This window comes from Sphingobacterium sp. 2149 (genome assembly GCF_031455655.1).
Taxonomy (GTDB): domain Bacteria; phylum Bacteroidota; class Bacteroidia; order Sphingobacteriales; family Sphingobacteriaceae; genus Sphingobacterium.
Genome location: NZ_JAVDTD010000014.1, coordinates 26,905 through 47,588, shown reverse-complemented (window position 1 = coordinate 47,588; position 20,684 = coordinate 26,905). Strand labels below are relative to the sequence as shown.

Below are 20,684 nucleotides of genomic sequence, written 5' to 3'. Positions count from 1 at the left end.
GCTTCAATACATGAAGTCCGAGTAATCTATTTTTGCTGCCCCTGATAACAACTCATGCTGCTGGACTAAAGATGACTAGTAGAACAACAATCAAAAACTGTAATACCAAACTACCGTCGAGTAGATAAGCATAGTGATAATGGTCTTTTGTTTTGAATACCGCAAACTTTAGCAGGGCAAATATCAGCAAGTTTGTTAGAAGTAGTCCAATTTTTATAAGCATGGTATAGGGTGCCAGCAGGACCAGAATACAATGCAGGCCCAGTAACAAATAGGTAAGATTTTTAGCTTTTTGTTCGCCCAGCATATTCGGCAAAGTCCGTAGGTGATAATAGGAATCCTGTTGGATATCCCGAATATCAAACGGCAATGTACAGATAACCAAAAATATGAACTTCAATCCACAAAGCGCAACAAATACCCAGCGATCTATGGAGACACCTACATTGGCCAGTTCCACATAAGGTAGCACCACGCTGCTGCAGACCCACACTAAGGCAATATGAAAAATTTTGGCACCAGGAATCTGTCGAAGTCCCACTTTACGATCATGGAACTTAAATAGTGGCATCCCGTATAATAGGCTTAGGATTCCAATAAATCCTAAAAAAAGGAAAGAGTAAATGTGTATAAACCACAAGCAATACCCCAGCACAAGCAACGCTATACCATTATTTAACCACATGACCCATTCATGATTAAAGATCCAGCGTGTCCGGGGAAATTTTGATTCTTTTGGATTCTTGGGCTTGGACCACCATAGGCTAAAATTATACAGTAATAGTGTCGCTGTTCCCTCCACCAGCACAATATACCAATTGATGGATCGTTCAAAAATAATGTAAGTCAGTGCACATTGTGCCATGGCTGCCATAGCGATCAGAAGATTCGTATAAATTGTAATATAGAATAGCTTTCTCAGAAAAGACATCTTGGTAAATCTTGATGCAAGATAACAATCTTGATAGACAAAAGTAGTTTAACATTATATTAAACATCATTTTTTTGATAAAATGGGCAAAAACCGCTAAATTGTACACCGAAATCGAAATACCAAAAACAATTTCGCAACGATAACAATATAAATTAAAATAATTCATAATAATCCTAATAACGATGAGCCTACAAATAAAATCATTTGAAGAATATCAAAGTGAATATAAGCGAAGTGTAGAACAACCTGAGGAGTTTTGGGCGAGCATTGCAGATCATTTTTTCTGGAAGAGAAAATGGAATAACGTGCTAAATTGGAACTTTGAAGAACCTAATGTCAAATGGTTTGAGGGTGCCAAACTAAATATTACAGAAAATTGTCTTGATCGCCATATATATGCAAATGGAGATAAACCGGCCATCATCTGGGAACCTAATGATCCGAATGAAGCACACCGCATTCTTTCCTATAAGCAATTATTGCAAAAGGTGGAGCAATTTGCCAACGTACTTAAAAATAATAACATCAAAAAAGGAGACCGTGTCTGTATTTACTTACCAATGGTTCCCGAATTGGTCATTGCCGTATTGGCTTGCGCCCGTATTGGTGCTATACATTCTGTAGTATTTGGAGGTTTTTCAGCGCGTTCTATTGCTGATCGTATCGAAGATGCCGAATGCAAACTGATTGTCACATCAGATGGCAGTTACCGCGGAAATAAAACCATTGGACTTAAAAATATTGTAGATGACGCGTTGATGCAGTGCGATACGGTGGAGAAAGTTATTGTGTTAACACGTACACGCACCCCTGTATCAATGATCAAAGGCCGTGATGTATGGTGGGAAGATGAGATCAAGAAAGTAGAAACACAAGGAAATCCAGCGTGTCCAGCAGAAGAAATGGATGCTGAAGACACCCTGTTTATTCTCTATACATCAGGATCTACAGGAAAGCCGAAGGGAGTGGTGCATACCTGTGGTGGTTATATGGTATACACCGGTTATACCTTCATGAACACTTTCCAATATCAACCAAACGACGTATTTTTCTGCACAGCAGATATTGGCTGGATTACTGGACACAGTTACATCGTTTACGGCCCCTTATCACAAGGCGCTACCTCATTGATGTTTGAAGGTATACCAACCTTCCCGGATGCGAGCCGCTATTGGGATATTGTGGATAAGTATAACGTTAATATTATCTACACCTCACCGACTGCTCTACGTTCATTAATGGCTTTTGGTGATGAATTTGTAGACAAAAACAACCTTTCTTCGTTGCGTGTTTTAGGATCTGTGGGAGAGCCAATCAACGAAGAAGCCTGGAACTGGTTTAATGAGAAAGTCGGTAAGAACAATTGTCCTATTGTTGATACGTATTGGCAAACAGAGAACGGTGGCCATTTGATCACTTCATTGGCGGGCGTGACACCAGAGAAAGCAAGTTATGCGATGTTCCCAATGCCAGGTATTCAGCCTGCTTTGATGGACGAGAATGGAAAAGAAATCGAGGGCAATGATGTCACAGGAAACCTGTGTATCAAATTCCCTTGGCCGGGTATGTTACGTACGACGTGGGGAGATCACGACCGCTGTCGTCAAACCTATTTCTCGACCTATAAGGATATGTATTTTACGGGCGACGGATGTTTCCGTAGTCCGGAGGGCTATTACAAAATCACAGGTCGTGTAGATGATGTACTCAACGTTTCGGGTCACCGTATTGGCACAGCTGAAGTTGAAAACGCTATCAACATGCACGCTGACGTTGTAGAATCTGCAATCGTAGGCTATCCGCACGCTGTAAAAGGGCAAGGTATCTATGCTTATGTGATTGCCAATCACCACACAGATGCCGAAGCGACCAGACGCGATATCATGGAAACCGTTTCTCGTATTATCGGTCCGATTGCAAAACCAGACATTATCCAATTTGTCGATGATCTCCCAAAAACTCGTTCAGGAAAGATTATGCGCCGTATCTTACGTAAGATTGCTGAAGGCGATACCAGCAATTTAGGAGATACTTCTACCCTACAGGATCCGAATGTAGTAGAAGGAATTATCAGCGGGGCATCAGCCTTGAAAAAATAGTATAACGTATACGATACAACTAGAAATGGCTGTCCGATTTTTTTGGACAGCCATTTTTAGTTTGATTTATCTATATAACTGCTGTTACATATATATCTTCAGAATGCGCTTTCAGCTCTTTGAGATCACTTTTGCACATCCGCTAATTATACGATCTAAATAGGCCTAATTTGATAAGTGCAATTGTATGGGAAGCGTATACTTCACATTAACGGCCTCTCCACGCTGTATGCCGGGCTTCCATTTTCCTGCTCTTTTTATCACGCGAATTCCTTCCTCTCCTGTTCCGAAACCTAGGTCATTCTCTACAACTAAATCCTTTATGTTACCATCTTTGCCGACCACAAACGCTATCCTTACAACGCCAGACACCCCATTACTAATAGCGCCCCTTGGGAAGACATAATTGCTCGCGATGAAGCCCATCAGTCTCGAAATTCCACCAGGGTAATCGGGGGGACTCATAAAGTTGGAAGAATCATATTTGAAAACTTCACCCGAAGCCTTTGTTTTAATGCCTGAAATTAATTGATTATTTGTGTAAGTTTCAACAAAACTGTCCTTTCCCGACTTTCCTTTCCACTCACCCTCACGCAAATTATTTTTCATTTTCCCCTCTTCATATCCCCCGCTATAACTTAAACGGATAAAACCCGTTCCATTTTCCAGTGTTTTATTATTGAGTGAATCATAATATACGACATAAATAGGATCTCCTATTTTCAGTTTTCCCTTTTTAGCTGAACTAGTCGGATAAAAAACAATTTTTTCCAATTTATTACCTGGATAAAAGTAAAAAGCAGAATCTACAAGCGCGCTGTCGTCGCTATAGTCCTCAATACTTCTTATCGTTCCCTGTTCATACAATTCATATTTTCGCCCGCGAAATTTAAACGGGTAAAGAGGACTCGTACTGATCCCACTGAGCTTAATGGAGTCGTTGCGCGTATAAAATTCTTCGACACGGTAAACTTTATCCTTCCCAGATGCATCGATATTAACTATCCGCGTGTAATAGGCCGAATCCAAATGCTTTGTTTCGGTATCATTTCTCTTGTGATAGGTGGTAAAAGAAACCTGAGCATAAAGGTTTGATAAACAAAAATTGAATAATAAAAAACAGACTAATGACGCCCAAAAATTTAAATAACCTTTCATAAATACTTGTTTGTATAACGGTAATAATAAGAAATATACAAGATAATTAAAAAATTAATTGGTTAAAAAAACGTTTATATCTATTACGTATTCGACAAAAACAGCAATTTTAGTTTTCCACAACATGTTAATAACGTTGTTGAAAACCCAATTTACACGTAGAAAGAACAACATAATCTTATAACTAAACGCCATCCTCATAGAAGCAGTAGAGCAATTGTGCTCCCAAAAAGAAATATTACTTTCTTTTACATAGTATAAAATCAATGATAGGAGCTCAACAGAATAGGTATACTACCTTTAACGGCTTAGAAATAATTTTGGCACTTTTTAAGTGCTTAATACAACAAAAAAAGCCACATCATCCCGACGTGGCCAAAATAAACATATGAATTTAATTAAACAGTTTCTATTTATACGAGTTTACGGAACTTGCAACTTTCCAGGTACCTGATTCATTGACCAATGTCACTACATCTGTTTTGATGAAATTGTCAAACTTCATGGTGATACGTGCTACCATATAGTTTTCAGATTCCTCCAGAACTTCAGTATGCGTCCTGCAGTTCAATTTTTCACCTTTTTGTTTTTTCAGGAACGAAATAACTTCCGAACGGCTGTTGGTACGAACTGATTTCCCTTGAATTTTCTGATTAAATTCCTGAGCGAACAACTTTTCTACGCCCTGAGAAGCGCCTTCCGTCATTACGGACACATAACTATCGATGGCCAGATCAGCTGTGGATAGGTTCAATGCTTTTCCAGGATCGGTAGTTGCCATTGCGAAAGTTGATATTGTAATCAATGCTGCTGCTGCGAATGTCTTTACTAAAGTTTTCATAATATTGTACTTTATCGTGTTAGTTTTTTGTTTCTTTTCTTATTGTCGCAAGGATCTTGATTATGTTGCATCATTTCCTTTAAGATTCTGATTCAAAAGTAAGACAACGCAGCGTTCTATTTTATTACATTTCGATAAACAAAATAAAAAAGTCGGTAAATGGCAGTAATGGAGCGGTGAATGTATACAGGCTAGGATTGAAAAAATTGAAGATATATGAGTGTAAATCCCGCTAGAATGGGGCTGTCCGCAAAATTGATGCATCGAATACTGATTTACTTACCTGAAATGGGATCTTGCCTATAAAAGATATCAATCTCCCATTCATAATTGCTTACTTCTTCAAATTCTCTTTCTTTAAAATTGAAAGAAAAGGTATGATTGTATGCTTGGAACCACAGTGGATGAGTTTGTAACTTTCGATGCCAACGCTGAAAGCGTTTTCCACATCGTTATTAACATTATGTGGAAAACTAAAGTTTACTTAATTTGCCAGCTCTCCTATAAAAGATACGCGAGAATATTTACGTACAACTTATTGGCAGATGAATTAAGTCAAGACATTGATGAAATAATTGCGTCCATGTAATTTTTCCAAACCATCTATTTTATTAGAATAAAGGTACCGTTAACATAATCAAGTTTCTGCGTGCAGTAGTTTGAAAAATGATAATATTGCCTTCGCCCCTATTAGCTAGCTCCTAGGCTATTGATGTTTTTCTATTGCTGCTAGACTTATCCGAGGCTGCATAAAGTTATCCATCATCTTCTGGAACCGTGAATGTTTTTATAATATTATCAATGCGACATTATCAACTGCATAAAACAAGCAGTGGTTTACATGTCGATGCGTATTTCTTTGACAAAAATATATTTGCATCAGCTTTTGCCTCTTTTAGTTCAGCAATAGGATCGGTATACTTAGTTATAGATAGTCTTGATTTCCCTTTCTTCTAAAAAATGATTAGCATCCTCTTTTGAAATCACCACAATAGCATTGATAAAAAATCTGATTCAACCGCTCCAATTCGAAAAAAAACAACTATCTTTAAGAGAGTTTAATTTCAAAACGCAAAATAATAATCAAAATTATGAAGGCATATCTAAACAAAAAATCTCCATTAGTATTTGTATTGAATATTGTTACAGCATTATTTTTAATCAATCAGATGCCTCAACATATCCTAATACAACACGATAGTACTCTTCTAATAATTATATCGGTAATATTAGTTGATCTCTGTGCTGTTTCAATTCTTATCTATTCTTTATATAGACTTATCTTTGATCGGATAAAATTCTAGAAATGAAAACAATTTCATAAAAAAAATAGAATATTTAAATCGATTATTAAATGACAAAATGAAAGCAATTTTCTTAAAGATTATCAATTCTTCACCACAGCAACTATATTCGGAATATCTTTAGGCGGATGGCTCAAATAATAATTGCCTTCATTCTATTGGCTATAGGAATAAAGGATAAACACCATTTAACCATTTGGATCGCACTCCTATTGATTATAGAAGAATTCAATAGCAATATTTTCTCCAAAAGAAGTTCAAAAATTAGAAACGAGAAATAGTTAACTTTTATTCCAAACAACGGGCTCTCGCAGAGCTTTAAGTGGGAACAAATTAGGGTGTAGATAGGTCCTTTTCAGAAACGGATTTATATCTACTTTTCCTTACTGACAGCCTATCTATAAAAATTGGTTAGGAGAGCGGGAAATATTAATCTTTTCATCATTCTTTTCGATTAAATAGTCTGCTTTACTATATTTTTTAGGATTCATGATCCTGTTATAACAACTGATATATTTAAAATCCGAAATTATTTAACTTTTTTAGTCCTAATTTCCATGGATGTGAGCACCAACGCTCCAACTATTAAATACACAAGTGTTGCAACTATTCTAAAGACCAGGAATTCTGTCACTTCATTTCGAAAGTAAACGTCAATAAGTTGTTTAGATAGTATAATTATTAACATGATCTGGCAGTAGATAAAAAATAATTTGCGATGTGTTTTCATAAAGATCTATAAATATTAACTATTATTATTGTTTACTAATACAATAAACTATCCAAAACTAATATTAAAATTAATATACTCTATTAATAAGGCGGCCTATATCTTTTAATTATGACAATTGAAACAACAGATTTATTACATCTATAAAAGATTTACAAAAAACAAAGCCACGAGCAACCAATTAGTATTGACGAAACTTCATAGAGAAAGCGTACTATTTACACTCGATAATATGGATTTTTGGAGCAATTTGCTTTAATTTATCAATAAATTGGGCAGCATTTTCCGGATCAATGAATACATCATCAGCGAAATTATAATGCAGTATTATACCTTTCCTATAGGGTCTCAAAATTGTAAGTCGCATTGTCCGAAACCAATCGACTTTTCTGTCTCTAATTTACGTACTGACATGATATTCACCGATTTTATACCCCAAATACTCTTTATGAAAAGTTTATTATCTTCAATCCAATAACGTTTATAGAAGAAAGTGAAATACCAAGTTAATGCAAATACGAGAAACATGAGCAATGTACCCGTATAGAGCCCCTTCTCAAGTCCTTCATAAGATATTACTACGATAAATATGATCATGGCAATACCCCAAATATAACCACCAAAGTTTATGCGTGTTTTAAAGACTTCTTTCATAACGAATGATTTTAATAGATCAATTATTTTTATTCCAAACAGCCAGCTCTCGTCGAATTTTAAGCGGAAATAAATTATACACTTCACGATATTGTTCGAAATCATCTTTCGTATTCACCAATATATGATAGATATGAGGGATGACTTCGCTGCTAATATTATTTTTCATAAACATTATCTCTTCCTGCAACAATGCTGCCTTGACATTTACCAGCCAATCCTTTGCTAAGAACGCATTTATTTGCGCTGAATCTTTGAATAATTTAAGATCATTGAAATGTGTTGCTACTTGCCGAAGACTGTCTTTCTGTTGTCGATTTTTTGCCTTATAATAATTCAATAAGGTTAAGTATTCATTATAGAGTTTGTTGTTTTCTCCATCGGATACGACCGCCATTTTAATTGATTCGCCTCCATTCTTAGTCAACAATAGTTCTTGTATTTGCTCTTGGTGATAGACGCTATCAAATAACAGTTTATAATTATTGGACTCTTTTGAATCCAACCAAAATGTAGTTGACATATAATATTTTGGTGTGCCGAGCTCGGGCTGACGAGCAAATCTTTCCTTCTCTTGAGGCCTTACAATATCCCTATCCCATGAAAGGATAATTTGATAGATACCTTTTTCCAAATTCTCTACTCTTAAAGCAAAATTCAGAGATTTTATCGTATCACACAACACTTTTCGCCCTGTTTTGACTTGAAAAAGATCCATATAAATAGGGGGCGAAACATTAAATTCACCGCTTAAGTTCCATGGACCAGAAGTTTCGCAACGAGTAAACATGAGAAAAAAAGACAATAACAAGCTGTATTTCATCAAAATTTGAATTTTTATAATCAGTATTGTCTCTAGTAAGCATTAGAAACAATACTGATTTTCCGATTTTACTACATAATTAATTACTTAGTTTCACTAATTTTCCATAGAAAAACGAATTCGGATTATTTGTTTTTATCAATCCTCCTACTCCTCTTACTTTCGGATCTGAACTCGCGACATAATCCAGCTTAAATTCAGCATTTTTGAAATAGCTCTTAATATCACTATGTATCCATCCTAAATCATTTTGAACTTCGTTGGATAGTTTGATTATATTATCAGTCATTATATAATCGTAGCCGACGTCAACGCGGTAATTATAACCATTGACAAAAAACCATACTTCTAATTTAGCTTTTTGCGAACTAACGAGTCGGAAGGTCATGGAAACCATTTTCACACCCCACCCGTTGTAGGTATTGATTTGCCTTGCCCATATATCATTAAAAGCCGAATTTATGCCGCCAGGCAAAGTTGCTCCATCAATTTGAATAGAATTGTAGGTGTCGCGATAACCAAAAAATGCCGTAATTGGCAATACAGGTACAGCGTTCGACATAATTTCATAGGGTTTATTGGACGAATCTAATAACATAAATTTGCCATCTTGCATCTTTGCCTTTACAATCGTCAAATCGCCCAACACTACAGGCTCAGCAAAATTTAGTCCACCTAGATCAAAATTGTATTTACCAATCTTGGAAACAATTTCCTTACCTGAAATATATGTAAGAGAGGCTGTCCTGCTCTCATCACTAAACGATACCGAAATCTTACTTTCTAATGAGGGAATTTGTATATATAAATTGGGATTAGCATCTGTATAATTTAGCAGTTGACTTCTGCTTTTACCAAAGCCATTACTGAGATACTGTTGACTCTCACTGGCGGTTGCTTTCACCAAGATCATTGATTTCTGAAATTTACGTCCCTCAAAAAACAACGTATCTCCATGATTTTTAATATAATTAAACTCGATATCACTTCCCATCCCCTTTCCTGGCTGCCCATTGTAGGTAGCTGGGTTCGGATCTTCAAGCATAGTTAAATAGGTGTAGGTATCAAAAGAAAGTGTAGAAGTCATGATTTGACGTATCCGGTACGTCGACTCTTTCTCTTTTGAAGCCGTCTCCTCATCCAGATCAGCAACCATTTTCACGCGGTCATTTTTACCAAACTGCATATAAAAACCATAGGCTCCGGCATACTCGGTTACTAATGATCCCTTCCAACCATAAGGAGATTCGACAAGCATCTTTCTGACATAAGAAAGTGTGTCTGCAATACGGGAGTCAGGATCCTTTTCAAATTCCAAAGCAACTTCTTTCGGCTTATTACAACTTACTGTCAGTAAAACCAAACATATAACATAAAATATCTTTTTCATACGGTAATTTTCTGGGTTAATTGGCCAAATAAGTAAGAATTCAATCTCGTATACCTATTCATACTCAAAGTATATTCAGTATAGAAATCAGTACAAAAAGGATCATATTTACCTGATGAAATCATCACAGAAGTATAATCCGTGCTATGATATTCTTCAACCATGACCCTTTGAAATTCATTTTGCAATTGCGTGACGTCAATGTTAAAATACTTTATCATATAATCTCTTACAATAGACTCCTTTTCCTTGAATTTCTTATAAGCTGTTTCACCCGATTGTGATGCATAATCATCATAAAACTTTTGTCCTCGAACGACCAGATGTGAAAGTGTTTCAGCAAAGTCCTCACCAATCGACTTACGCGCATACGGACTGATAAATCCCAAAGATCTAGCTTTTGCCTCGGTATTTTCAGCCGCAGTCCACTCTGCATAATAATCTCCTACACAGACTAAACCAAATTCGCCTGGTATAAAACGATTTTGATTTAATATGTGTGTAAATTCATGGTGTATTACCTGTAGATTTCCAATCACAGAACTGGCATCGTTATCATTCAGTCCATTGAGACCGTACAATGTAATTCTTCTTCCCCCATCTGCCGTACCTCCTTTCACAGAGCCATCAGGATCATAATCACCAGATCCAAAAAGTGCAAATTGCTTCGGCGTATAGAGTTTAATAAATTTAGAGCCGCCAATTTTTCCATATACCTCCAAAAATCCCTTGAGTACGATTTTCATTTGCGGGATTACTTTCGACTCATCGGCCGGTGCTATATTTTTATTAATATCATGCATATTCCGCTGATATCTATAAATAACTTCGATGTTAAATGGATCGGTCAGATTCGCGCTGATCCAATTGTCGATAGTACCAGGAACAAAAGTATCGTAATTTTGTAAGGTATAATTTAATTTATCTTCTTTCGAACAGGAAAAAATTAATCCAATTAGACCAATCCCTGTAAATAGTTTAAAAATGATCTTCATGACTTATCTTGGGTTTAGTTCAACACCTGCTAATTTAGCTTCCTGAGGGATTTGGAATACCCTTCTAGGATCATCGGGTTTTAATTCAATAAATGTTTCTCGTTCATCGCTTCCTATGACATTGTGCTTGACCGTTATCCCTTTACGAATAATGTCAAGCCACCGTAGTCCCATGGACATAAATCCAACATGTTTAAATTGCAATACTGTTTTAACAAGAGCTTCTTTGTCATCAGTGACGTCGAAAAATTGTTTTGATTTAGCCACTGTAACAGCATAATCAGTTGAATTATAATTGTCGATCCTATTGCGTGCAAATAAATTGAGATCAGCTAGTGCCCCGTTTACATTGCCTAATTCGGCATAAGCTTCTGCTCGATTTAATAAAGCCTCATCTGACATTAGTACCGGAACCATTAACATAGGAAACCCTGTATTGGCGGTAGGGTTCGTTACGTACCAAAATTCCTTCCATATATAGGTTGTGTAATGTGGAGAGCCATAACTTACACCAAAATTGTAGAGCTTCGCTCCTGCAGCAGTCATGCTATTATAAATATTTTGTACGACACTAATTCCCATAGCATAGCGATTGTCCCACCAGCGCTGATAACCGCTATACGTTTCTGTAATTAACAAATTATAGGGTTGTGTAGCCTTGGTAATCTCTGTACGGGCAGCCTCAAAGCCTAATGATTTTAAAGTTGAGTTATAAGGAACAAGCTTGCCTACATAATTACCTCCAAAAATCTTATTTGCGTTATCCACCACTTTTTGCCATTCGCCTGTGAACAGATAAAAACGAGAAGCAAAAGCATGCGCGGCTTCGGGCGTAAAATGGTACTTCGGAACATCCCACAAACCATTCCCTTGATCCAATAAGGCCAATCCCTCTTCTAAATCTTTACGGATATTGTCATATGTAGACTTAACTGTACCTCGATCATATTGCTTTATTAAAACCGTTTCTGGATCTTTCACGTACGGTATTCCTGGAGAATCATTCGATGCATTCGATTTGAAGTCATATACTTTAGCAAAGTAAATCGCCAACATAAAATGACAATAAGCCCTGGCCACAAGTGCTTCTCCTTTATAGGCCAGAACCTCGTCACCAAAATTATTTTTTTCTATAGCTGCTAGGGCATGATTTGCTGCAGCTATTGCTTCATAACAGGAATTCCAGTACGCTGTAGGAGAGTCCGTATCATCACCTATGATATCTTTCCATTGATAAAGAGAGGGTACCGGTTGATAAATACCTCCAACACCTTTGTCCTCCACATTGTCAGAGTAGGTCTCGGCCATGGCCAATGAATTTCTTCCAGGATAGGCTGATGCGACTAATCTTTTAACTTTATCTACCGTATTGATCTGAGCACGCATATCCGGCTCTTGATCCAGATATTTACTACATCCGCTAAATAGAAAAACAGACGTTAGCAATATATATTTAATCGTATTTAATTTCATAATATAATTATTTAGAATCCTAACTTCACCGATAATGTAATTTGCTTAGGCACTGGAAGAGCGACACCTCCATTGCTGTAAAACTCTGGATCCACGCCATTCAATTTCCTATCAGCATGTAATAGCCATAAATTATTGCCCACTAGATTAAATTGAGCAGTCCTGAATTTTATACGTGACACCAATTCCTTGGGTACGTTGTAGCCTATAGAAATTTGAGACAAACGGATATAATCACCTTTAGCCACTCGTTCAGATGAATAGTTATAAGCATTATACGTGTAGTTAGCAGCATTCCTTTCGCCTAAAAAGTTCTTGACATCGAATTCGGCGGACAAAGGATCAAGTGTCGACGGGATTACGGTTAAATATTCATCCCCATGAAAAATAAAGCGATTTACGAGATCTTTCGATACATTGTACATATCCAAGTAAGACGATGAATAACTAGGCTGTAATCTGACCTTATTACCAAAAGCAAATTTCAGTAAAAAAGAAAAACTGAAATTGTTATATTCCACTCGGTTATAATAACCACCGGCTATGGTCGGATCTACTGGTCCTTCATATTTCAAGAAATCTGTTTCATTATCTTGAAGCCAAAAATAGGTCGTTCCGGGCGTACCGTCAGTACCGATGAACATCGGATAACCGCTTCTCGCATTAAGCTTATCGAAATCAATGGAGTATAATCCGCGATGGGGATTTCCAAGTTTAGCTCCTCCCTCCGCGGACACCAAGTCCCAAATATTTCTGGTAACATTCAGCTTAGTAATTTCGGTTCTATTGTACCCAAATGTAAATTGCGTTCTCCATGTAAAGCCTTGCGGATCTTTAAATGGATAACCTCCAATTTGAATATCCACACCGTGGCTTTTCATATCCGCGTAATTACCATATTTCTCAAATTGACCTCCTATTCCTGAGGTTCGGATAGGACCAATCAGATCAAAAATATTCCTTTTGTAATAATCAACATTCAGATCTATTCGGTTCTTTAAAAAACTCAAATCGGCACCAACATTGAGCTCATACATTTTTTCCCAAGTCAGCTCCGAATTTTCTAAACCGCTGATATTAATCTTCCCCTCTTTTTCTGACTCGTACGGCCGATAAGCCACGGCATTATAAAACACTGCAGATGAGTTTGAAGCATTCCCCATATTGGCGACTAGGCCATATGTACCGCGCAAACGTACATGAGAAAGAATATTACTATTCTTGTTAAAAAAATTCTCTTGATCAATATCCCAGGCTCCCGATATATTCCAGGTTGGCAACCACCGTGCGACGCTTGTGTGTCCCATTTTATTGGAGCCATCATATCGTGTGGTAAAGTTCAAAGAGTATTTATCTTTATAATTATAAGCTCCACGGACTGCATAAGCTAACTTTCGATCGTAATTGTAGGCCATTCCGAAGGGTACATTTCCACTTTCAATAGCATACTTATAATACCGATAAGTAGGCATAACAAGATTTCCATTATCATATTCGATGCCTGGGCCATTAAAATCATGGTTTTGCTTATCGGCATACTGCAATTCATAGGTTCCAAATAAATTTAAACTATGATCATTCCATTTTTGATTATACTCTAAATTATGTCGCATGTAATAGCTAATCATATTATTGTTAGCGACATTAAAGAATCCTCCATTAGGCAATAGAACATATTTATCTGTATTCGGAAAATCCGGATCGGCATATAAAAAGCGATTTCCTGCATTAACGGTTTGATCGCCATTTGCCCGATATGCTTTCGACAAATTTGCATTTTCTGTTATCGTATGCTGTCTTTCTGAATTATAATAACGGTACATTCCATTTGCAGAATAGGTTAAGGAAGGTAGAATTTTGTAAGTTATCCCTCCCTGCACCTTGATATCCATCAATTTAAGTTTGATATAGTTATTATCAATTTCATTTAAGATATTAAAAGGGGCATAATCTCGATTGAAATATTCCAAGTTTCCGTTTTCATCATAAGGAGTGATGATACGGCTAGTATTAAGAGAATAAGAGTAAGGATTAATATCAAAATCACGCGAGTAAGTACCGAAAACAGCATCCGAAACTCTATTTAAAGTACCTGGTGTACGTTGATCGCGGATATTACTTTGAAAAATAAATTCCGTACTTAGTTTATCACTAATTTTATAATTGTTTCTAATATTGCCCGTAAACCGTTTCGCGCTATTACCTATTGTAAAACCGGAATCGTTCATAAAACTCGTAGAAGCATACGTTTGGCTCTTGGTGGTCCCGGTAGACATACTTAAAGAATGATCATGAACCAGAGACTGTTTAAATAATAAATCAAACCAGTCCGTATTGACATTCGTATAACGCTGTAAAAAATTATAGCGTGAAGGAGCATCATTTCTCAGATCAAAAGAATCCGTAGCTGGATTATACTGATACATGAGATTATACATCTTATTAAAGACTCCGCCTGTCGGAGAACGGGAGACTTGCGAATGATTCAAGTAGCCTTTATTTTCCATATCAATAATTAATTGCATCTGCTGCGCAGAATTCATGATATCGAACTGGCTATAATTGGGTTTTATATAGGTTGTAAAGTTGCCTGAATAATTAAAGTTAACAACTCCCTCAGTATTACGTCCTTTCTTCGTATTTACCACGACTACCCCGTTCATCGCTGCCGCACCATACATCGCTGTTGCAGCGGCATCTTTCAATACCGTGATCGACTCAATATCATCGGGATTCAAGCCCGCTACAGAGGACCCCAGTAAGGTATTTGCATCACCAGTGGATAATGCTTCGTTGGAGATATTGACAGCCTCATCCAAAATAACCCCGTCGATCACCCATAAAGGTTTATTATCTCCCGTTAAGGAAGTTGCCCCACGAACCCGGATTTTCGGAGCCGCACCAAATGTACCAGAGACGTTTTGTACAGAGACACCTGCCGCTTGCCCTTCCAGCATCCTAGAAATATCTGGAACACCGGCACGCTCAGCTTCCTTAGCGTCGATTTTGGATGATGCTCCAGTGAATAATTTACGGTCCAAATTTTGGTAACCTGTAGCAACAACATTAACCTCCTTTAACTTAAGGTCATCAGCCGTAAGCACTACATTCACGCTTGACTTGCCATCCACGGGAATTTCTTTGGTGCCAAACCCAACATACCGTACTACCAAAACAGCTGATGAAGAAGCATTAATTTTAAAATGTCCTATATCATCAGTCTGTGTTGAAATAGAAGTGCCCTTTACGGTTACTGTAGCTCCGCTTAATACTTTTCCATCTTGACTTTTAACAGTGCCAGAAACAGATTCCTGCATGTCCAGTGGTACCTTCATACTGACATTCTTTGAATTGCTATTGATGGAGATTGTATTAGCAATAATTTTGTATTCAATATTATTGTTCTTCAAGACAACATCCAATGCTTCCTCAACGGACGCATTGTTAACGTTCACTGAAATCCGGGCCTTGGTATTCAGGTTTTCGCTGTACAGTACGCGCAGATGAGACTGCTTGGAGATCGCTGACAGAGCTTCTTCAATACGTGCATTTCGCATATTTAAGGTGACTCTCTGAGCAGTGCCTTTAGCATGTACACCGGTAACAAATGCGAATAGAAGACATGTACTAATTTTCATAATACGCAGGGGTTTACAAAAACGTGGATCTTGAGGGATCAAGAACCACCTTTTGCTAAATGGTAAGTTATTCATACATTTACACTTTGTGGTTAATTGGGATTTAATTGTTGACTTTTTAATTTAGGACCTGATAATCACATTTTCTGAACAGGGATGCGCCAACATTCCTGTTCTCTTTTTTAAGGTCTTTTGGTTAGGTATTAATTTTTCATAAGCGCCCAGGTTTAGGTTTAGTTTAGGGTTATATTTCTAGCTTTTCGTTTCTATGATCAACTTTTTCCCATCCACTTCGAATTTGAGATTACTCACATAGGATAGCATTTCCAGTACTTGAGATAATTTGACATCTCGTTCGATACTTCCGGTATACTCTTTGTCCAACTGCACATTTCCCCTGAATTTCACATCCAGGTCATACCATCTTGATAATTGATGTGAGATATCTACAATCGTCTCCTTCTTGAAATAAAACTCATTATTATGCCAGGACAGATCCCGTTGCAGATCCGCCTCTCCTTTGATTAGATTATTCCTAGACGACCATACATATTCTCCGGGCAATAGTACCACATGCTGGTTATTTCTGGTTACTTCAACTTTTCCTTCTGCAAGCGTTGTACGAACTTGCTCAGAATAAGAATTCACATTGAAATGCGTACCTAACACTTTGATTTCATTCCCTTTGGACTCAACAACAAAGGGTCGATTCGGATTATGTGCCACTTCAAAATAAGCCTCGCCATCAAGAAAGACCCGGCGTTCTGTTTTTGAAAACTGTACGGGAAATTTCAGTTGGGAAAGAGCATTGACCCAAACTTTGGTACCATCAACAAGCGTCATTCTATAAAAACTCGCCTTTGGGACTATTAATGAATTATATTGTACAGGAATAGCCCGATCTGTCCCTTTGACGATCAGCTCATTGATATTGCCAACAAGATTACTGTTTTTAGTCAATGTTTTCGTAGAATCGTTATTCAGTGCGATCTTTGTTCCGTCTGCCAGGACTAAAATTGCCCCACTTGTCGCTGGCGCGATATCCTGCTTTTGCACCGCAACAAGTGGTCTTTCTTTTGGAATATTAGAAGCAAATTCAGTTCGCCACAGTGCGAAACACACGACTAAAAAGGTAATGGAAGCGGCAATTCCTAACGCCCATTTTCCAATTGGTTGTATTCCAGTACGATTTTTATTATTTAGTTTATTCCAGGCCTTATTGACGTCCAATTTGCGGACAATAGACAAATCTTCTTCTATGTTTTTTGCTTGGCGAAAAGATTCCAGAAATTGGTTGTTCTGCGGACTAGCATTTAACCACTCTTCAAGCTGGCTTTGCTCTTCTGCGGTCAAGCTACCACTAAGGAATTTACGAAGTACTTCTGCAATATGTGCTTTGTTTTCTTTCATATATTACACTAAAGAAACGCAAGACAAAAAAAGGAGTGACAAGAATTTAAATATTTTTTAACAAAAATATAATAAGGGGAATAAATTCAGGATTTAATCGTTTTAACAGCATTTTCATTCCACGCTGTTTTTGTGTTTTCACGGTATTGATACTAATCTGTAGTTCTTTGGTAATCTCCAAATTAGACAAACCCTCTAGATAGCCTAAACGAAAAACTTGTTGACAGGCAAAAGGCATTTCTTCAATAATCCGATAGATCTCTTGAATAACCTCACTGTGGATAATATTTAGCTCTAGAGCTGTATCGTCTTCCTCTGTAAAACCTACGACGTTCCAATATTTTTGACGAACTTTCTCATGACGAATGTGATTATAACAAGCAAATCTGACAGCACTATATAGATAATTTTTTATGGCAATCTCATTATCACTTACTTGATCCGTATGTTTAAAGTAAGCAATAAAAGCATCTTGAACCAGATCCTCCGCTACTATAAGATCACCTAATATCTTCCATGCAAAATGACATAATCCATTATAGTGTGTTTTGAATAATATTTCTTCTTTCTGCATCGCTAGCTCTCTTCGTTGCCACTTATTGTATTCTATAGGTGGATATTTAGGACATACAAGTACATCTCCTGCGTTGAGATGTTTAATAATTGTGCTATAAAAATGGCTAATATTTTTTATTATTTGCAAAAAAATAAAAAATATTATTTGGATTACATTTTTTGCACTTATAAATAGAGTTTTTTCTAAAAATAAGCAACAAAAGAAAATCGTGTCAACCCGATTAAGACGAAATATATCAAGATATCGAAAAAAAGTTGTCAAAAAAATAGTTTTATGCTCACCATAAGAGAAAGTAACAAAAACTAACACCGTTTTTCAAAATAGAAAAGAATATTGTGCATAATCTTATAAAATTATGGCCCCTCCAAATAATCTTTGGAAGAGCCATTAAACATAAACTATACTTCTATCCTACCGAAACATACTTTACAGTTTTCTCTGGGTATTCATAACCTTCCAACACAACAGTTCTCTTGAGCACGCTACAATGATTAGCACTACGGAGAACATAATATTCATTATCGTCCAATTCCCCAAGCAAGTTGTAAATAGAGGTTTCCTAGCCTATCTGTAGGTACATCCGTGGCTTTCGTGCCAATAAGCTTCCATTCGTTCTTCGTAATAGCAGATTTATAACCAACTCTACATTCAGGATAAAACACTGTCCTGTTTTTATTCATTGATTTCAGTGTAATATTAAAATCTACAATAGCTGCGTTATATTCCATCTGGGTCTGATTAGAATTGGAATCTAAAAAGTCATCAAATGAACCAGATTGACCATGCTTTTGAATTGTAAAAGTGGACCATTGGACTCCAACACCAAGTTGTGGACTCAATATAAAATTGCCTGCGCGAACTGCATTACTTGCCACGTGCAAAACAAAATCGCCGGTGTTCAAGATGTTATCTTTTTTACTATTTGTGGATAAACTAAAACTCCCTCCGATTAATGTTTGCTTAATACGGTAAGCTATGCCTGCTCCGGCATTCCAGCCAAATCCAGGGAATTTTCCAGCACCTTCTTGCTTTAAGATTCTATTCAGATTACTTGCGTTATTAAATTGGACCCCTCCGAAATAGATGACTTCTAGTGGCAGACGTATCTTTCTTACCGTGTCTTGTTGTGCTCTAAGGGCACTTACCCAAAAAAGAAATAAAAGGCTAATTGTATACTTCATAAAATCAGAAACATTAAATCAAATACTTTAAATTGAACTATATTTTAGAGAAAGACAATTTATAATCACTTTTTATTACATATTTATAATATATATTAAAATAAAGTAAAAGACATCCCCAACTGAATGTTGGGGATGTCTCTGCTTAACAACTAAAATTGGCTTAACAATATTGTTATTAGTTATTCAATGGATCATTGATATCACTTAGGAAAACTTTAAATGTGTTCGTTGGAGCAGCCACATCAGTTAATAATACGGATGATGGCTCATTCACCTCATCGGATGTAATTCGGAACGTACGTCCATTCAATGGTGTGGTAAACTCGCTCAATCCACCTGTCCAATAAGCAGCAGTAAAACCAACAACATTGTATAACGAGCCCGTAAATGTTATTCTGACTTGATCAACAGTTCCTGATACTGGAGTGATATTATGTCCCACTGCTCCTTCTACGGCGCCGTTTTGCAGCACATAGTATAGTACTTCCACTCCTGCATTTCCGATGTACATATTGTTTAACGTAATACCATTTGCTTTTAATTTGGTTTTTGCATTGTTCCAATATACTTGTCCAATTGGCCCTACATTCTTATAAGACATGGACCATAGATTAGCTTTAAACCATAAATTAATCGGCGTCACCTCTGGAACAATTTTAAACGTATTACCATTATCTGTGTAATAACCATATGGATAAGTGCTTGTTGGCTCAATAAATTTTAAAAAGTCAAAGGTTACACCGGCCATTGTGTACTTTTCGTAAAATTCAAGCCCTCCTGGAACGACTCTGAAAGCCATACCTTTAGCGGATTGATCCAGCGGATTGCCAAAGACACGCATTTTAGGACTATACCCCATAACAGCAGATTCTCCATCCTTTGTTTCTAAATTAAATACGCCAAATTGTTTAAACTTAGCCGCTGCCTCTTGATAAGCTTTAGACTCGGTTTCAAACTCGCCATCTTTCAAAGGTAACATCACCAAGTAACTACCACTTTTCTTACCTTTCAAAACCACGGAGTCTGCGCTTGCATTAAGTACAATGAATTCAAAATCACCACGCATACCACTATCATCGGCACCTATCCCACCGTTATCTTTACCTGGCTCAGAAAACCAGTGAATGTTTTTATTGTAACCGTTAAATGTTAATACAGGTCCCGATTCCGGAGAAATTGAGTATGAACTGGTCTGTGATCCAGAAAAAGGATCAGATGCAACCGTAACTTCAGCATTCGAAATAAATTTACTAAAGAGTGTATATCCTCCAAATTCCTGATTATTGCTTGGATAAAACTTCATTATCCAACCCGCTTTATTCGCTTGCAAAACAGTGTAGGTTTTTTCTACAGCTTCGGTTATTCTAACCGTTGCATTTGCATCAAATATCCGATCCTCGTCCCGCTTACATGATGTAACTAATAAAAACGGAAGTAATATTAAGACAATTAAATATTTTAATTTCATGATTCC

Annotated in this window: 14 protein-coding genes; 1 reads left to right on the top strand and 13 read right to left on the bottom strand. The window is 36.9% G+C overall.

The window, feature by feature from the left end; translation table 11 throughout:
- Positions 1–52 precede the first annotated feature (52 nt).
- The gene (locus J2X77_RS19420; protein WP_209580411.1) at positions 53–931 is read right to left on the bottom strand and encodes a hypothetical protein; all 879 of its coding nucleotides are present in this window, start codon (positions 929–931) and stop codon (positions 53–55) included.
- A gap of 185 nt (positions 932–1,116) precedes the next feature.
- On the opposite strand from J2X77_RS19420, the gene acs reads away from it, so the two are divergent.
- Positions 1,117–3,033 carry an acetate--CoA ligase gene (acs, locus tag J2X77_RS19415; protein ID WP_209580409.1) on the top strand — a complete coding sequence of 639 codons (1,917 nt, stop codon included), beginning with the start codon at positions 1,117–1,119 and terminating at the stop codon, positions 3,031–3,033.
- Between the two features lie 165 nt (positions 3,034–3,198).
- Here the strand turns inward: acs and J2X77_RS19410 are convergent, their stop codons facing one another.
- The 12 genes from J2X77_RS19410 to J2X77_RS19355 all read right to left on the bottom strand — a co-directional run bounded on the left by J2X77_RS19410 (position 3,199) and on the right by J2X77_RS19355 (position 20,678).
- Positions 3,199–4,191: an energy transducer TonB gene (locus J2X77_RS19410; protein ID WP_209580408.1), complete on the bottom strand. Its 993-nt coding sequence runs from the start codon at positions 4,189–4,191 to the stop codon at positions 3,199–3,201.
- Between the two features lie 409 nt (positions 4,192–4,600).
- Positions 4,601–5,032: a nuclear transport factor 2 family protein gene (locus J2X77_RS19405; RefSeq protein WP_209580406.1), complete on the bottom strand. Its 432-nt coding sequence runs from the start codon at positions 5,030–5,032 to the stop codon at positions 4,601–4,603.
- A 2,382-nt stretch (positions 5,033–7,414) separates the two neighbouring features.
- Positions 7,415–7,720 carry a hypothetical protein gene (locus tag J2X77_RS19400; RefSeq protein WP_209580404.1) on the bottom strand — a complete coding sequence of 102 codons (306 nt, stop codon included), beginning with the start codon at positions 7,718–7,720 and terminating at the stop codon, positions 7,415–7,417.
- Positions 7,721–7,739: 19 nt separating this feature from the next.
- A complete protein-coding gene (locus J2X77_RS19395; protein WP_310082094.1) occupies positions 7,740–8,543 on the bottom strand; it encodes a hypothetical protein in 804 nt (267 codons plus the stop codon).
- A 79-nt stretch (positions 8,544–8,622) separates the two neighbouring features.
- Positions 8,623–9,933: a DUF4302 domain-containing protein gene (locus J2X77_RS19390; protein ID WP_209580402.1), complete on the bottom strand. Its 1,311-nt coding sequence runs from the start codon at positions 9,931–9,933 to the stop codon at positions 8,623–8,625.
- Positions 9,930–10,928, bottom strand: a complete 999-nt coding sequence (locus J2X77_RS19385) for a substrate import-associated zinc metallohydrolase lipoprotein (protein ID WP_209580400.1) — start codon at positions 10,926–10,928, stop codon at positions 9,930–9,932. Before J2X77_RS19385 ends, J2X77_RS19390 begins: the two co-directional genes overlap by 4 nt.
- Before the next feature lie 3 nt (positions 10,929–10,931).
- A complete protein-coding gene (locus tag J2X77_RS19380; protein ID WP_209580399.1) occupies positions 10,932–12,401 on the bottom strand; it encodes a RagB/SusD family nutrient uptake outer membrane protein in 1,470 nt (489 codons plus the stop codon).
- An 11-nt stretch (positions 12,402–12,412) separates the two neighbouring features.
- Positions 12,413–16,039, bottom strand: a complete 3,627-nt coding sequence (locus tag J2X77_RS19375; protein ID WP_209580397.1) for a SusC/RagA family TonB-linked outer membrane protein — start codon at positions 16,037–16,039, stop codon at positions 12,413–12,415.
- A gap of 252 nt (positions 16,040–16,291) precedes the next feature.
- Complete coding sequence (locus J2X77_RS19370) at positions 16,292–17,449, bottom strand: FecR domain-containing protein (protein WP_209580395.1); 1,158 nt, start codon at positions 17,447–17,449, stop codon at positions 16,292–16,294.
- Between the two features lie 46 nt (positions 17,450–17,495).
- Positions 17,496–18,335 (bottom strand): sigma-70 family RNA polymerase sigma factor, encoded by an 840-nt coding sequence (locus J2X77_RS19365; protein ID WP_310082092.1) that lies wholly within the window; start codon positions 18,333–18,335, stop codon positions 17,496–17,498.
- Positions 18,336–18,544: 209 nt separating this feature from the next.
- The gene (locus J2X77_RS19360) at positions 18,545–19,207 is read right to left on the bottom strand and encodes a hypothetical protein (protein ID WP_209580393.1); all 663 of its coding nucleotides are present in this window, start codon (positions 19,205–19,207) and stop codon (positions 18,545–18,547) included.
- Between the two features lie 178 nt (positions 19,208–19,385).
- Positions 19,386–20,678, bottom strand: a complete 1,293-nt coding sequence (locus tag J2X77_RS19355; protein WP_209580391.1) for a DUF4302 domain-containing protein — start codon at positions 20,676–20,678, stop codon at positions 19,386–19,388.
- Between the last annotated feature and the right edge of the window lie 6 nt (positions 20,679–20,684).

What these genes read in the sequence shown, in the direction of transcription:
- acs (WP_209580409.1), top strand. Translation starts at nt 1,117, where the DNA reads ATGAGCCTACAAATAAAATCATTTGAAGAATATCAAAGTGAATATAAG.
- J2X77_RS19370 (WP_209580395.1), bottom strand. Translation starts at nt 17,449, where the DNA reads ATGAAAGAAAACAAAGCACATATTGCAGAAGTACTTCGTAAATTCCTT.
- J2X77_RS19360 (WP_209580393.1), bottom strand. Translation starts at nt 19,207, where the DNA reads ATGAAGTATACAATTAGCCTTTTATTTCTTTTTTGGGTAAGTGCCCTT.
- J2X77_RS19395 (WP_310082094.1), bottom strand. Translation starts at nt 8,543, where the DNA reads ATGAAATACAGCTTGTTATTGTCTTTTTTTCTCATGTTTACTCGTTGC.
- J2X77_RS19420 (WP_209580411.1), bottom strand. Translation starts at nt 931, where the DNA reads ATGTCTTTTCTGAGAAAGCTATTCTATATTACAATTTATACGAATCTT.
- J2X77_RS19375 (WP_209580397.1), bottom strand. Translation starts at nt 16,039, where the DNA reads ATGAAAATTAGTACATGTCTTCTATTCGCATTTGTTACCGGTGTACAT.
- J2X77_RS19385 (WP_209580400.1), bottom strand. Translation starts at nt 10,928, where the DNA reads ATGAAGATCATTTTTAAACTATTTACAGGGATTGGTCTAATTGGATTA.
- J2X77_RS19380 (WP_209580399.1), bottom strand. Translation starts at nt 12,401, where the DNA reads ATGAAATTAAATACGATTAAATATATATTGCTAACGTCTGTTTTTCTA.
- J2X77_RS19355 (WP_209580391.1), bottom strand. Translation starts at nt 20,678, where the DNA reads ATGAAATTAAAATATTTAATTGTCTTAATATTACTTCCGTTTTTATTA.
- J2X77_RS19410 (WP_209580408.1), bottom strand. Translation starts at nt 4,191, where the DNA reads ATGAAAGGTTATTTAAATTTTTGGGCGTCATTAGTCTGTTTTTTATTA.
- J2X77_RS19390 (WP_209580402.1), bottom strand. Translation starts at nt 9,933, where the DNA reads ATGAAAAAGATATTTTATGTTATATGTTTGGTTTTACTGACAGTAAGT.
- J2X77_RS19405 (WP_209580406.1), bottom strand. Translation starts at nt 5,032, where the DNA reads ATGAAAACTTTAGTAAAGACATTCGCAGCAGCAGCATTGATTACAATA.
- J2X77_RS19400 (WP_209580404.1), bottom strand. Translation starts at nt 7,720, where the DNA reads ATGAAAGAAGTCTTTAAAACACGCATAAACTTTGGTGGTTATATTTGG.